Origin of the sequence: Bacteroides faecium, assembly GCF_012113595.1 — a bacterium.
Classification (GTDB): Bacteria; Bacteroidota; Bacteroidia; order Bacteroidales; family Bacteroidaceae; genus Bacteroides; species Bacteroides faecium.
Genome location: NZ_CP050831.1, coordinates 6,253,203 through 6,269,159, shown reverse-complemented (window position 1 = coordinate 6,269,159; position 15,957 = coordinate 6,253,203). Strand labels below are relative to the sequence as shown.

The window sequence follows — 15,957 nt, the reverse complement described above, 5'->3', positions numbered from 1 at the left end:
TATCATTAAAGAGTTTACAATCTTAGTTTTTCTTGAATTGCTGGCGGGTGATGTCCAGGTAAGTCCTGCCGTATCCGTTGCCGTATCCTTCTACTGTCGGCTCGATGAAAGAGTCGAAGTTGTACTTGTTGTAGGAGTCGATAAGAATTAACCGGTTGCGTCCGGCATTCATCTTGGCCACGTTGCACATGGTGCGGTAGGTGGCGTCGTCTTTCTTCACAATCGGAGAGTTGCCGACGGAACCGCGACCATCCTGCACCAGTTTGTTCCATGCCGGACCGACACAAGGAACGAACTCCATGCTGCCGTCGCCGAAAGCGGGCAACGCTGTTTCACGGTTGTACTTCCAGTTTTGGTCTATCATCTGCGGGTACATATAGGAACGGCTCATTTCCGACTGGTCGTACATATTACGGCTGGCTACGGCGTCTACGCAACCTTCCATGTAGAAGTATTGATAACGCATCTGGTTGCACCATACATCAGCGCTTTCCACCATGATGTAAATGTCGTAACCGGTAGCTTCTTTCACCGCTTTGCGGATGCCGTCATACATTGCCTTGGATTCTTGCGCATAGATTTCGCCTGTCTTGTTCTTGATGTAAACTACCGGGCGTGTGCCGTTCAGCTTGTAGTAACGTTCGTCCGAGAAGTAACAGCCGATTTTGCTGAAGAAATTGTTCAGTAGTTGCTGGCGGGTGTAGGTGACACCGTCATATGCTTTTCCGGCTGCCGTCTCGATACAGTTGCTTGAAGAAAGAGTGGGGGGCAGGTCGACAATGTTGTTCCAGTTGACAGCAATTACTATCTTCATGGTTTTCAGGTCTACGAAGTCTACTCCCGGTTGTCCGAGGTGCGGCATCGGCAGGCGTTTGCCGCCCCTGCCGGAACGTCCCAGCATCATAGTGACGAACAGGGAATCTCCCTGGTTGATTTCCGTACCGGGGCCCTTGCCCAAGTCAGCGCCCACTTCGGGCAGGATGATAAAGTTCGCTCCTGCTTCGATACAGTCGTCTACGTGCTGCTGTACCATTGGTATCATGCGATAGCTTTGGCTTCCTGCGTCCGGTTGCAAGTAACCGTCCTTTTGTGATTCGGGCATTACTTGCGGTGTCAGGTTGTTGTAGTCGTTCTTGGCGCTCAGTTCCTTGTCGGTCAGCGTCAGAAGTTCCCAACGGGTGAAATTTGCGTCACCATTCGGTCTGGTGGTAATGTCGTTCCCCTTGTAGTAGAAGATGCCCACCTGATAATCTTCGGTGACAGGAATTTCCGGAATCTCGTAGTTCAGGAAGTAGTCATCGACGCTCGGACCTTCTTCCTTGCTGCATGCTGCAAGAAGTAGTAAGGCTGCGGAGCATCCGGCAATGTATTTCATTAGTTTCATAACTGTCTATCTGTTTATTATATTATTTATTATCTTCTATACGTACCCACTTGATACTTGCCGCCAGGCGTTCTTCTCCTTGCAGGGAAGCGTATTCGGGATAGTCTTCGAGTACATTTTCGACAAACTCTTCAATTGTGTCGCCATACCAATGGGCTACCATTTCGTTGTTATACATCAACTGGCCGCCTTTCCAACGCTCGTACAAGCCTTCCTGGTTGTATGGACCGCCGATACCCAACGGAGTGAAGAAATTATCATTATAGTTACCGTCGGAACGGGGTACGAGTGAAGTGGATTGCAGCATACGGCAGGCTTCACGGTAATAGTTCATGTTCCAGTTACGTTCGTCCGTAGGATATTGCAGGCGTTCGGGCACAGGGTCGAACTGGTTGGCACCGTAGGTTCCGTAGTTGTTCGGAGTTCCGTTGTAGAAGATAGGTGGATATTGCATCACACGTGTCCTGCGTTCCAATGTCCATCCGGCGAATCCGTTGAAGTAGTCGGCGATGTAACGTTGCTTCCACACCTGTTCCAGATTGTTCTTGTAACCGCCTTTTCCGTTGATGTCGGCTTTGTAGAAGGCGCGGTAGTCGCGGCATCCCAGTCCGTTGGTGTTCCATTTGATACCGTTGCGTTCGATGTATCCGGAGATTCCGGCTGTGACGCCATACTCGTTCATGGAAGCACTGATACCGTTGTAGTAGTACTGTTCGGCGCTCTGCGGCAATGCCACGTTCAATCCCCATTCATCTTTGCGCAATTGGATTTCGGCGAGCATGAAGTTTACGTCCGCCCATGTCAGCAGTTTCACCGTAGCGTCCTGCTTGATGAAGTCACGATGAATCAGGGCGTATGTATAACCCTCGATGCTGACGGAAGCTGTGGAGTAAAGGCTCTGAAGGTTGTTATTGTGTTCATCCTTGCCTACAATCCATCCGGTTGGAGTCTGTTTCAATTCGAAGCGGGGCAGGAACGGTACTCTATAGGATACCTGGATATATTTCTGCTCTGCTACCGACCAGAGGGAGTCTCTTACTACGGCACGGTAGTCACCACTCTCGTTGAGGCGCGATGTTTGCGCGTACTTGCTCAGACGAGGGTCTTTGTAGGAGCGCATATAGCAGAAGAAGTATTCGTTCATTGCCGGGTAAGTCAGCCCACCTATCTCTGTTTCCAGTTTCGTACCCAGGTCGAATTCTTTCAGGATACGGTTGTAATATAAGGATACGTCGGCATTGGGGTCGGTTCCGTAGCGTCCGGCCGCGTTGTCGCTGTTGGAACTGAACAGGTAGTTGCGGTTGGTTTCGTTCAGCGCTTTTTCTATCTGTTCACGTGCCATGGAGATGGCTTCGGGGCTTTTCTTCATGTTCATCATGCGGATAGCTACGTCCAAACGCAGAGAGTTGGCAAACTTGCGCCATTTATCAATGTCGCTGTCACCACCGGCAGACGGATAGAACGGGTCTTTCAGCATTTTCGTTCCGTTCGGGTCGAATGTTTCCACTGCCTGATCCAACCAACGGAGTATTTGCATATATGCTTCGGCTTCGCTGTTGTAGTAATATACGTTTCCGTAAGTCTCTTTGCAGGCAGAATCCAAAGGAATAGGTCCCCAGGTTCCGGTTAGTACAGAGTAGAGGTAGGCTTTCCAAGTGGTCAGTATCGCCCAGTAGTTGCCGTTGGTATCCCGGTCATATTTCTGCTCCATGATAGCTACGTCGCCCAAAACTTTCTTGTAGAAGTTATAGAATCTGTCGCCTACGTTCTCCGAACTTTGCGGGCTCGTCCAGGAAACTACGTAACGTGCCATGTAGGCGTAGTAGTTATAGTTCATTTCGGATAATACGTCCAGGGATTTGTAGATAGTGCCCGGAAATATCTTCTGAATGTCAATTTCATCCAGATATAGCTTGTTGGGGTTTTGATTGGTTGCGTCGAAACTATCCACGCAAGATGTAGCCAGTCCCAACATGGCTGCAGCGCATAGTGTATATAAGTACTTTTTCATCGTCATCGCTGTTAAAAAGTTATTTTAAAATCGAAACCGTAACTGGAAGTAGGCAGGTTAAAACCGCGTTCCAGACCTTGTTGGATTCCCATGGAAGAAGTGGCTTCCGGGTCAATTCCTTTCGGCGTTTTCTGATGAAGGATAGCTACGTTCCTGCCTACGGCGGAAACTCTCATGGATTGTATGAAGCCTATCTTTCTCAGCCAGTTCTTGGGGATGTTGTATCCCAAAGAGATTTCTTTCAGTTTCACGTAAGAAGCGTCGTACAAATAGAGCTCACCGTTTTTACCGCTGTCGTTGGTCCAATAGTCAATCGGCTTAATCCAAGCCTGGCAAGGTTGTCCCGCCAGTCCCGGTACGGAACTGTCATATACGGCTCCGGGGATATTCATGCCTTTCGGGCGGGAAGCGTCCATGTAGATGTTGTTCTTGCCGTTGGGTACGTATTTAGGGTCGAGAATACCGAGATAACCGGTCTGGTCGCCTTCATTCAGAATCAGGTCAGAGAACAGGTGCTCTGTACGTCCGCCCATGGACATGATGGATTGTGCGTTTCGCGAAGACTGGAAAGCCGTTTCCGACCATACGTGTCCGCCCATACGAACGTCGAGCATGGCGGAGAAAGTCAAATCTTTCCAGCGGAGCGAAGTACGGATACTGCCTGTCCATTTCGGTTCTACGCTGGCGAGGAATTTGGCTTCGCCTGACAGGGGACGGCCGTTGGCTCCCACGAGTACTTGGCCTTCGTCATTGGTCTTCCACGGTTCGCGGCAATAGAGGCTTACCAGCGGCTCACCTTTCACAATACGCAGTTCCACACTGTTTTGTACGGTAGTCAGTGTCATGTAGTCCATACCGTTTGCCAGTGAGACTACTTCCGAGTTGTTTTTAGCCCAGTTGATGTCTACTTTCCATTCCCAGTCTTTATTCTTGAAAGGAACGACGCCCAGGGTCACTTCATATCCCCAGTTCTTTACTTCACCGGCGTTGAACAAGGCTTCTCCATAACCGCTTACACCGTTGATAGTGGAAGTCAGGATTTGGTTTTTGGTGTTCTTGTTGTAATAGGTGAAGCTGAATGAAGCGCGGTCTTTCAGGAAACGAAGGTCCAACCCTGTCTCGAAAGAGGTGGTGCTTTCCGGTTTCAATGAATTGGTCTTGCGCTTGTTTTCACTCTCAAACCATGCCATGTCTCCCAAGTAAGAAGTATTGTAGCTGAATCCGTTCAGTAATTGGTCGAAGCCGGTATCGTTACCTACTTTGGCGTAAGAACCACGAACCTTGGCATAGGATAACCAGTCTTTGGGAATACTTTTCACTAACTCTGTCAGTACGAAGCTGACACCGTAAGAGGAGTAGAAATAAGAACGGTTGTCGGAAGGCAGGGCAGACGACCAGTCGTTACGTCCGGTTACGTCCATGTAGATGAAATCTTTGTAACCTACGCTGGCAGTTCCGTAGACAGCTTGCTTTTTCTTCGCGTTATATTCCGGCCATGATTTGATGGTAGCACCGTTATTGGTGAGGGAGATAAAGTCGGAAGTAGCCAATGTACCGATTTCCGAGTTTTGTTTCTTGAACAGGAAGTCCTGCATATTGGTACCCACGCTGGCGGATACGTTGAAGTCTTTCCAGGTCTTGTTGTAAGAAAGCATGGCTTCGTAAGTATAGTTACGGGCTTTCTCCGTGAATTCTTTATAGAATCCGTCGGCATCTCCCGGAGTGTACATATTACGGAACTCATAGCCGTCTTTCATATTCATGTCGAGGGCGGCTTTCAGACGCAGTTTCAGGTCTTTGGTCAGTTTGTAGTTTATCGTAATGTCTGCCAGTATCCATTCTTTCTTATCCTGGTTGGAAAGTTCGTTCAGCATCCACACCGGACTCTTGAATTGAAGGGCGGTCGGTTTTCCGTTCTCGTCTTTCCAGGGATACATTTCCTGTATGGAAAGGTCGCGGGGCATATCCATAAGTGTATAGATAGGGTTACGGTCGGAGTTGTTACGGTAAGAACGGTTTTTGACATTCTCGTGCGTATAGCGACCGTTCAGGTCGACGTCCAGTGACTTTGTCAGTTTTACGTTGGAACGTACGTTGAAAGCGTTACGGGTCAGGTTGTTCAGTCCTTCCAATACGTCGTCGCTCCGCAGGTTGGTGAAACCGATACGGGTGGAGACATGTTCGGTGGCGCGTTCTATGGAAACACTGTTCGTCCAGGAGTAGGCAGTCTGATACATAGAGGTGGTGTTTGCCGGGGTAGGAACGTAAGATTTGAGTTCTCCGTTGCGTCCTACTACTTGGAAACCTAACATCGGCATACCCCATGAACGGGAGTTGTCGTAACCGCCCATGCGTTGGATACCGTAAGGTAGATTCGGGTCATAAGGCACTTTGACGTCTCCATTGAAGGAGTTGGCTTTGTTGTTTTCAAAACGGTTGATATGTCCGCCACCATATATATTCTGATAGATGGGATATTGGGAAAACTCAGTGAACTGTACGTTTGTGGAGTACGTCACACCCAAGCCGCTTCTTTGACCGGCTTTCTTGGTGGTAATCAGGATGGCGCCGTTGGCTGCGTCCGAACCGTAGAGGGCAGAAGCGTTCGCACCTTTCAGGACTACGATGTTTTCGATGTCGTCCGGATTGATACTGTTGGCGGGGTTACCGTAGTCGATTTCGCCACCGGTCACGTCATTAATAATAGGTACACCGTCGATAACGTAAAGTGGCTGGTTGTTACCGGAAATGGAGTTAGCACCACGGATGCGCACGGTAGCCGAACCGGCGGCACCGTTGGAGATAACCTGCAATCCCGCTACTTTACCTGCCAGCATGTTTACGAATCCTGCGTCCCGGTTTTCGGTCATGCTTTCTACGTCCATCTTCTGGAAAGCGGTGGAAAGTGATTTTTCATCACGGCGCAAGTCCATGGCTGTTACTACTGTCTGTTCCAACATCACGGCGTCTTCTTCCAGGGTCACATTCAATAGGTTCTTTCCTTTTACTACATTGAATGATTTTGTCTTAAAACCAATATAGGAGAATTTCAACACAGCGCCGTTTTCGGGGACTTGAATAGAGTATTTACCATCAAGGTCGGTTATTACACCTTTTGTACCACCCACTATCACTACATTAGCACCGATAATAGGCTCACCTTGTGCATCGGATACTGTTCCTTTCACCGTCCGGTTCTGCGCCTGCATCACCGAAGCACTGAACAGCATTAAAATTAAAATGAGACTTCTTTCATAGTATCTCATGTGCTGAGAAAATCGTTGTTTCATGCTTTTCATGAATTTATTTATGAATAATCACTAAATTTAAGAATTAATCGGATGAGAGAAGCTTGTTTCCTTATAGGCTTCGTCATTCGAATTAGATTAAGGTGTCCTTTCTTCTTTCATAATACGTTATGTTTTTAAGATTAATTTTTCAGCAAAAGAACTGTTAATCAATAAAAAAAGAGGGGTGTTTGCGATTAATTGGGAATTAAAAAACAATTAAATGTGAATTAAGTCTTTTTTTTCTTATAATCCTTCACAGATAGGTGCTTTTTCCTTGTATTGAATGAAAATAAAGTTATGTATATGGAGAAATATCTCTGGAATTATTCAGGTTTGTGATGTGGAGTGTATGAAATGGAACTCCCCTTTTCCCTAAATCTTGATATATTTCGATGGTTTAGGGGGAAGGGGAGAATGTTTATGGAAAAATTAATGCTAAAATAACTTGTCGTCGGGTTATAAATCGCCAAATGGGACTTTATAAGTTTCACCCATGGAGTCGTGATACTCTTTGCAGAAGCGGTCGTACAGGTTTCGGGCAATACCTTTCTTTCCCTGTGCGACCAGTACGGAACACTTGGCTGCCAATGCTTCTTCATTCAGTGGGTCGTGCAGGAACATGATGTCGGCAAGGCGGATAATCATATCCTGATGGTTCCGGCTGATTTCAATGTCCAGCAGGTTCTTCAATAAGTCGATGGAATAACTGGAATAATCGTCCTTAAAGTCGTCCAGCCAATCAAGAATCGTATTGGGGAGTAAGGGGCCGTATAATAGTAATTCCAGGATTCGGTTCAATAGTTCTTCACTTTTCTCCTGCTCGAATTGTTTGGTACAGGCAATCAGGGTGTGGTAATCACAGAAAACGTCTGTTCCCCATTTGATGCGCAGGAAATTGTTTTCTATCATTACTTCCATGTCTCCGATGCTTTCCAAGAGTACCCGTAGCTTGCGCAGGTTTACGTTACGGTTATTGCGGGCGGCTGTTTCTTCCTTGTCCGGCCATAGTATTTCCGTTGTCTTGGATGCTAAAATGCCCTGGGAATTTTTCTCTGTATGGAGTATCAGCAGGATAAGCATATGTTTCAAGCGGGGGGTGAAGTTGGAAGTGATGTCATTCCCATCTTTATCGCGTACGTTGAAACAGCCCAGTAAAGAAATTGACGCACGGCTACGGTCGTAATAGTTCATCGTTTCAGTGAAAACGGGCTCCGTGTCTTGCATTATTTCTCTTCTCGATGCCGCCTTGTACTCTGTTGGTTCCGGTTGTTTTTGGGTATTTCCGGTTTCTGTCATAGCTGGATTTTCTGCGACTTTCTTGGGGGCAGGTGCTTCTTCCTTCTTGTTCTTGCATTTCAAGCGGTAGAATACGAAACCACCTAAGACAAGCAGGATGATACCGATGACGTAGATATACCAACAACTGCCGGTATCCTCTTCAGCCGTGGACTGCCGGATATCCATTTCGTTCACGAGTGGCATATTGATGGAATAGATAGCTACATCGTGAGTATGGTTGCTTAGTATCTTATCTAATACCAGGAACAGTTTTCCGTGCGACGGAGAGGTATAAAGGCTGAAATCACAGTCTTGATAGGTCGATTCGTTATAAATGGGCTTGGAGACTTCCGTGTAGACGGAGTCTTTCATCGAAATCTTCCACAATACGCCCCCTTTATTTGTCGAGACGGCATAGAAGGTACTGTCCGATGGTTCGAAATACATGGATGAGGCCATAATTGTGCCGTCCGCTTTGGGCTTGTCTTTTTGCCAGACGATACGTGATTGCTTGGTTTTCAGATTGATGGCACATAAGCCCCAATAGTAGTGAGTGCTTAGTTCCTGCTTGCCGTACTTGTTTCCTCTGCCGCCAAAGATATACAGTTCATCGCCAACCACCGCCATAGCTGCTGAGTAGCGGGGATAGAGGGGGCGTTCGTATTCTATCTGTTCTACTTTGCCACTGCCGGACTTCATCCGATAGAGGTCATTGCGGTATTGGTAGAAACCATAGCCGCCGAAGAAGTAGAAAGAAGAGTCTGCCGGATTAAATGCCCTGGCATGGTTGTAGTTAGAGGCTTCTTCCGTATTGCGTACCTCATTGCTCCATTTCTCCGTATCGAACGAAAAGCTGGAAATTGTGCCTTTTTTCGGGAAATAAGAGACTAACCGGTTGCTTAACGTATCGTATATAAGATGGTTGGGAGACTCGACAGCCGGATAGCCGCCACGTATAGTTACTTCCTTTTGATGGACTCCGTTTTCGTCTAAAATGTCAATCGACTGGGATTTGACCAGATAAAATAAGGCTTCGCGGACGTTAAAGGCTATGTTCAGTTTTCCCGGAATTTTAGCCTGGTGGATAAGTTTCCATTCGATATGATTGTCTATCAGCCATAAAGGATGGACAGCGCGTGCCACAGCCTCTTCTATTTCATCATAGCATACATCGTCATTGTGTTTCCACAGTTTCCATTCGTGTATCTGTTTTCCATCTTGTGTGATGGTTATGTTTCTCAAGTCGATAGGAGCCACGTCTGCCAGGTATTGTTGCATCTGTCCGAATGAAGCCGTTAAGCTTTTCACTCCTTGCAGGGGAGCCATGGCGGATATTTTCTTGTTGTCGTAATCTACCTCGATAACGTTGTCTTTCAGGCGCAGATGCAAAGAGACATCCAGCCATTTTTCACGTTCTATGGGACTGTTTATGTTTACGATACCTTCATTGAGCACCAATGCCGGGAAATGCCTTTCTTCACCGGCGACAAATGAAAAACGAATAAACTGGTTCGTATTTGTATGCAGATGGAGAATGGAACCGAAGTCGGGTTCACCGGCTCGTACATACATTTGGAATGAAATGATGAAATCGTTTTTTATAGAGAAAGGTTGGTTATCATCCAAGTACAAGGTGGTTCTCTCTACTCCCGGCACTGTATGGGATTTGAGAGAAAGACCATAATCATACAAAGAAGATGCGTCCACTTTACCTACCGTGCAAAGCAGGACGAAGAGCAAAATTTGCAGTTGATATTTCATAGTACTCTGTTTATAGTGCAAAAATACAAAAAACTGTATGATATACCCAAGAAATGGGAGTTATTTGTGGGGCAATACTTTGAAACAGATATTCGGTATTACTATCTATCATACGTTTTATGAAAAATGAAGATGTCCCAAAATAGAATGCGGGAAATGAAAATTCTATTTTGCGACATCTTCATATAAACTGGTGGTAGCTTATTTACTGTCCGCTGAGGGCGGAGCGTCATTTATTCCGCTGCCCCATGCCTTATTCGGTTTGTTGCCCATTTTCAATACTAACTTTCCACCGTTTTTCAAATCATCGTGGCTAAACCAAGGTTTCTTCCATTCCTGACCGTTCAGTGTAGCCGACTGGATATATTTATTTTCTTCGGAAGCGTCCGGAGCCTCGATTTCAAATACGGAACCGTTGCTGAGGGTCACCTTTGCATTGGTGAAAAGAGGACTCCCGATATTGTAGGCGGGCATTCCCGGAGTGACAGGGTAGAAGCCCAGTGAGGAGAAAACTACAAATGAAGTCATACCACCGCCGTCTTCGTCTCCCGGCATTCCCATAAGGTCATTGCGAAACCAGGTTTTCAGCATTTGGCGGATACGTTTCTGGGTTTTCCAAGGCTGCCCTGCGTAGTTGTAGAGATAAGGTACGTGCAATGACGGTTCGTTTGCCATGGAAAACTGTCCGACGTTGCCTGTGTGGTCGGGGAGTTTTGAATAGAATTCATATTTGCTGCGCCCCAACGGTTCGCTGAAAGTGCGGTCGAGGTTGGCGATGAACTGTTCTTTTCCGCCCATAAGGTTGATGAGGTCGGCTACGTTGTGGGGGACGTCCCAACGATATACCCAGCCGTTGTTCTCTCCGTAGTATTCACGGGCGCCCATACCGCCTGAGTAACGGTAGTCGAATGGAGTAATCCAGTTGCCTTCCTTGTCTTTCGGGTGGAAGAAACTTGTTTCTTTATTGAAGATATTCCGGTAGTTGTAAGAGCATTGCAGGTAGTGGACGGCTTCGTCTTTTTTGCCTAATGCATCCGCGATGCGTGAAAGACACCATTGGTCGTAGCTGGTTCCCAAAGTGACGGCGACGGGCTGACGCTTTTCAAAAGGATGCACGTTCGGGTCGGTTTCTTTTTCGTCCGGGCGAAGGGCGGGGATATATCCGTTGTTTCGGTAGAATTCATCCAGCCATCCGGCGGCGGCTCCCGACCAGGGGGCAAGGGTTTTTTCTTCAATTCCTTTCCGGCAGGCTTCGTAGGCTTTTGCCGCATCCAAGTTCAATCCTTTGGCAAGGGCATCGGCTATGGTGGCGACGGCATGGTTGGAGTTCATGCGGCGTGAGTCACCCGTTACTTCGGGGAAGGTAGGCATCCACATCGTTCCCATTTGTTCCGCCATCAATAGGAAGGAAGCGATGATGTCCTCTTCTTTCTTCTGGTCAATCAATGTACGGAGCGGGTGGGCGGCGCGGTAGGTATCCCAAATCCAGTCATCGTTGTAGAAAGGAGTGCCGTTGTCATCGTGTACTTTACCGTCGAAGGCGCTGAAGTAACGGCCGCCGGCTTCACTCATGCAGATAGGACGTTCGAAAGTACGGTAGAACGAGGAATATAATACGGTCTTGTCGTCTTCCGTACCGCCTTCCACCTTGATGCGTCCCAGGGTTTCGTTCCATAGTTGGCGTCCGGCTTTTGCCAGGTTCTTTATATTGTAGTCTTTCAGTTCGTTGCGCATGTTCTTTTCTGCCTGTTCTTCGCTGATGAAAGAGATGCCATAGCGAAGGTTGACTGTCGTTGTTCCGTCGGCGAAACGCCATGCTGCACAAGCGTTTATGCCTTCTGCATTGTCTTTGCTGGCTTCGATGACACCGTCGTTCAGGATACCTGTACTTATCGGTTTTTCTTGTGGCTCGATATATACATATACATTGGTGTTGTCGCTCAGTTGCTGATGTCCGCTGATAAAGTTCTCACCTACATGGATAGAGCCATTGCGGGAGTTGACAATGATATAGGCAGGTTTGTCCGCTTCAAAGGTTATCCGGTAAAGGGCGGATTGGTGGGAAAGGGCATATTCCGCTTTCATGCGGTTGTCGTCCAGGTCTACTTCGTATGAGTAAGGGGTGAGACGCTCGTTATCATAGTTGTAAGTGATGATGGGGCGGAGCTTCGTTCCCTGATAGGGACTGAGGTTGAACGCGGAACGTTCGCGGTGGTTGGTGACAATCAAAGGCAGTCCGTTTAACAACTCGGTTGTATAGTCGACACGTTCGGGATAGATGCGGAGCATGCTGTTCGGCAGTTGGATGGTAGGGAATGTAGGAACCAGCAGATGGCTGATATTACCTATGTACGGATTGACATAGTCGACAGGCTCCTTGTTGGAGCTCTGCGACTGTCCGCCATTGCATCCGCTTAATATGGCAACGATTGTTGCGGCAGCGAAGAAATGTGTAATTCTCATGGTTGCTTTTTATTTTTAGTTGTTTCTAATCCTATTTTATTTGGCTTCCGGGTTGATGAAGGCAGCTTTTAAAGTCGGAAGAAAATCCTGTTTGTTGTCACATTTGAAGAATCCGGTAAAGTCGTTCCGGTCGCCTTCTCCTATTTTAATGACTAACTTGTTCCAGCCTTGCAATAGAGGAAGCTCTTTATAGATTATTTCATTCCGCCCGTCGTGCGATACACTTGTATAAGGTTTGTCATTAATGAGCAGTTCGCGTTTCTTCGCTTTCAACATCAGGGAGAGTTTTGGCATATTAGGCTCTATCAACAGGTCATCCAGGGGACGCGGGCTGAATACATAAAATTCCAATGTCCGGCTGTCATTCTCCTTCACGAATTTATCTTTAGTGGCTACCGGGAAGTTCATCTGCTCGTCGCGCAGGAAAAAGACTTCGTTGATGTCAATTTCCGGCTTTTGGGATTGGATTCCTGCATTCTTCAAGATAGTGCTCAATGTGTTGTATCCTTTTTCCGAATTGGCGAACTCGGTTAGTGTATTTAAATAGTAAGTGGAAGCCCCTTCCCGGTATTTGACAAACACCGGAGTGGCGGACGTACATTCGTATTCACTGCGGATTGTTCCGGCTGTCTTGATTTCTTCCGGTCGTTTGTTCCACTTGCGCCAGTCTGTTTTGCAGGCGTTCAGTAGGACATCGCCTTCTTCTACGAATGCGCCTTTCAGTGAATAGTTGGAAGCATCCGCCTTTTGAAGTTCACAGAAATAGAAGTCGGAGTTGTTGAGTCCATACATCCATGCTTTCTGCACAGGTAGGAAAGAAGAACGTTTCAGCGGGTCTAAGGCTACCGGAAGCGGCAGAATCTCGTTGTATCTTCCTACGGTTTCCGGTGTAATTCCCCAAATCCATGCATCTGCGCCTTTGGCAAGCTGCTTTTGCAGTTCTTTTTGGGTGGCGGCATCTAATGCGCGGGTACCGTCTATGATATAAAGCAGTGAGGAAGGAGTGGTTATTTTTGAAGCGAATGTTACTCCCTGTGCGTCCATCAGTTGTTTTACTTTGCTGTCCGGATTGCCGATAAATACTACTTCCTTATAATTTCTGACTGTATTTGTGGCTTCGTGGGCCTTGTATTGTTCTTTGTCGATTGTGGCGTAAGGTGACCATGCCGGTTCTCCCGGAGCATTGGCGGCACGTAGGGCGCTATACATTGGCCATTCCTGATAGAGTGGCAAGGTTGGGTCGTAACCGGGATTGAACGTCGTGCAATAAGGGCCTACGCGTTCGGGTTGTACACCCGGAACTCCTTCCTGGTATTCACCGAAGAATACGCCGTCTTCCGTCACGGAAGGCGTTTTCGTTACATCTCTCTTGCCGAGTGGGAGCGGTTTCAGTGCATACCATGCCATATTGAAGACAGTACTGTATGAAGCACCCATCCGGCGTTGGTTGGCTATCAGGTTGTAACACTCGTTTGCCAGTCCTTCCATACGTCCTTCCTGTGATTCGTAAGCACGTTCTCCATTGTATTTGGATACTTGTTCAGGTGTACCGTAGTAAGCCATGCTGTGTTCACCGATACCCCAAGGCTTTCCGATGTTAATCCAGTTTTTCATGGAGTTGATGTCTCCATAGTGCCCGACGGTTACAGGTAGTATGCCGTTGCCGTCGTCTTCACCGTCAGATGAAATCCAGGGACGGGTAGGGTCGTACAGGCGTACGATGTCGCGCCATTCTTCCCATGCCTTTTGTTGGGTGGGCATCAGTTCGGGACGGTTATATACATGCAGGATAACGGGTTTGTTCTCGTTGCTGATACTCCATCCGAAGACGGAAGCATGGTTGCGGTCACGCAAGACAAAACGTTTCAGATGTTCTTTTGATGATTCCCAAAAGTGTTCCGAATCCAGTTTCGGGCCACCGTCGCTCGCCCAGTTGGCGGTTTCATTCAGTACGCAGATACCCATTTCGTCGGCCATATCCATATAGAAGCGGGGATAGACCTGTGCGTGCGGGCGGACTGCGTTTCCGTTCATGCCCTTAATGGCAGTAAACCATGCCCACGCATAGCGGCGTGTCATTTGCGGGATACCCATAAAGTGCCAGGAGTCTCCATGCAATGTATAAGGTTCGCCGTTCAGACATTGTGTAGTTCCTTGTAATGTCCATTCACGCCAGCCGAAGCGTTCGTATTTGGTATCGACAGTCTGTTTTTTGTCTTTTATGGAAAGTAATAAGGCATACAGGTTCGGTTGTTCGGGAGTCCAGTATTGGAGCGTATTCTTGCCGACAGCTATTTGTAAGGTGACTTTCTGTTTTTCATTGGCAGCCAGCGAAACTTTGAGCGGAGTTACCTGTAACGCTTCCGTGCCTAATGTCCAGGCAGGAACGGGAGCGGAATTAATGTCCGTTCCGGCACAGTTTATCCATTCTTTTACATTGCCTTGCAGTTGTATGTTGGCTTTCTGGGCGGTTTTATTCTCCAGGGTTACTTCTATTTCCAATGTATTCTTGGAAACCAGCGGTTTCACATATACATCTTCTATATGTATTTTGGGCAAGGCCAACAGATATACATCTTGCCAGATACCGTTGATATGATACCCCCACATGGAGCCACCTGGTACGATACGGCGTCCGATAGTCGAGTTATCTTCAAATAAGGACTGGCTGCGTACTCCTACGAGTACTTCCACGGTTTCACCGGGAGTCACTTTATCTGTGATGTCGAAGCTGAAAGGCAGGAACAAATCGAAATTCTCGCCTAACTTTTTCTTGTTGACATAGACTTCGGAATATCCTGCGACGGCTTCAAAGTGAAGTTTGATTTGCTGACCTGTCCAGTTGGCGGGGATGGTGATGTTCTTTTTCATCCATGCCATTTTTACTTGTTCCCATTCTTTGGGATAAGAAGGATAGTTGCGGTGGTCGGGACCTTCTAAATCACGATAACCGAAAGAATTGATATTCCATGGAGAAGGTATTTTGATACGTGTCGCACTCCAATTACTACCGTCTTTCGGGAGTGGCAATTCGGGAGCTGTTCCTTTCCCTTGTTTGTAGTCCTTCGGCAAAGCGACGGGTTGGAAATCCCAGTAGCCGTTCAGGCAAATCTCTTGGCGATGTTCTTTCTCGGTTTTATTCACCAAACCTTCGCTGGGGGCAAAAGGATAGGGATAAAGTAACTTTTGTCCGTTAGTCACTGTTTGTGCATTCGTCTGTATGGGCTGTAAGGTAAAACTAGCCAGCAGACTACACAATAGGATTAGATTCTTCTTCATATTTATACATTAATAGTTTTTCTGATATTATTAGTTAGCGGCAAAGTAAAGGGAAAAGCATTAAAAAGGGGGAATGAAAGGGATTAATCTGGGATTAAAAAGTAATTAATTGCACAAAACATCTGTTTTTCTTCCAAATAAAGGGAAAAATCTGCTTTAGATGCCGTCTTTGCACGTCTGAAAAAACTTATATCTGAGAATGATTTTTAATTCTTTGAGCGAAATAACTTTTGCTGGCTTTTTAATTTCATCGTTTAACTATCAGGATATATTTCATTCGTTACTTTTATTTCGTTTAACTATAGTTTCCCTTGCGGATGACTATAGTTATACGCAAGGGAGACTATAGTTATCTTTGTGTTACACTATAGTGTAACGCAAAAAGAATAAGCAATGAAGATAATCTGATTAGGTAATGAAAGAAATCCTGTTAGCCTCTCCGGCAATAAATGGACATAATTGATAAGAAAAGTAGCATTTTAAGCGATTTA

6 protein-coding genes are annotated in these 15,957 nt (G+C 46.8%); all 6 read right to left on the bottom strand.

What is annotated here, in order from left to right:
- Positions 1–22: 22 nt before the first annotated feature.
- On the bottom strand, positions 23–1,384 hold the full coding sequence (locus BacF7301_RS23770) for a glycoside hydrolase family 99-like domain-containing protein (RefSeq protein WP_167966694.1): 1,362 nt from the start codon (positions 1,382–1,384) through the stop codon (positions 23–25).
- Positions 1,385–1,406: 22 nt separating this feature from the next.
- Complete coding sequence (locus BacF7301_RS23765) at positions 1,407–3,395, bottom strand: SusD/RagB family nutrient-binding outer membrane lipoprotein (RefSeq protein ID WP_167966693.1); 1,989 nt, start codon at positions 3,393–3,395, stop codon at positions 1,407–1,409.
- Positions 3,396–3,406: 11 nt separating this feature from the next.
- On the bottom strand, positions 3,407–6,685 hold the full coding sequence (locus BacF7301_RS23760; protein WP_167966692.1) for a SusC/RagA family TonB-linked outer membrane protein: 3,279 nt from the start codon (positions 6,683–6,685) through the stop codon (positions 3,407–3,409).
- Positions 6,686–7,141: 456 nt separating this feature from the next.
- Positions 7,142–9,724, bottom strand: a complete 2,583-nt coding sequence (locus tag BacF7301_RS23755; RefSeq protein WP_167966691.1) for a hypothetical protein — start codon at positions 9,722–9,724, stop codon at positions 7,142–7,144.
- Positions 9,725–9,925: 201 nt separating this feature from the next.
- Positions 9,926–12,187 carry a GH92 family glycosyl hydrolase gene (locus tag BacF7301_RS23750; RefSeq protein ID WP_167966690.1) on the bottom strand — a complete coding sequence of 754 codons (2,262 nt, stop codon included), beginning with the start codon at positions 12,185–12,187 and terminating at the stop codon, positions 9,926–9,928.
- Positions 12,188–12,223: 36 nt separating this feature from the next.
- Positions 12,224–15,466 carry a glycoside hydrolase family 2 protein gene (locus tag BacF7301_RS23745; protein ID WP_167966689.1) on the bottom strand — a complete coding sequence of 1,081 codons (3,243 nt, stop codon included), beginning with the start codon at positions 15,464–15,466 and terminating at the stop codon, positions 12,224–12,226.
- Between the last annotated feature and the right edge of the window lie 491 nt (positions 15,467–15,957).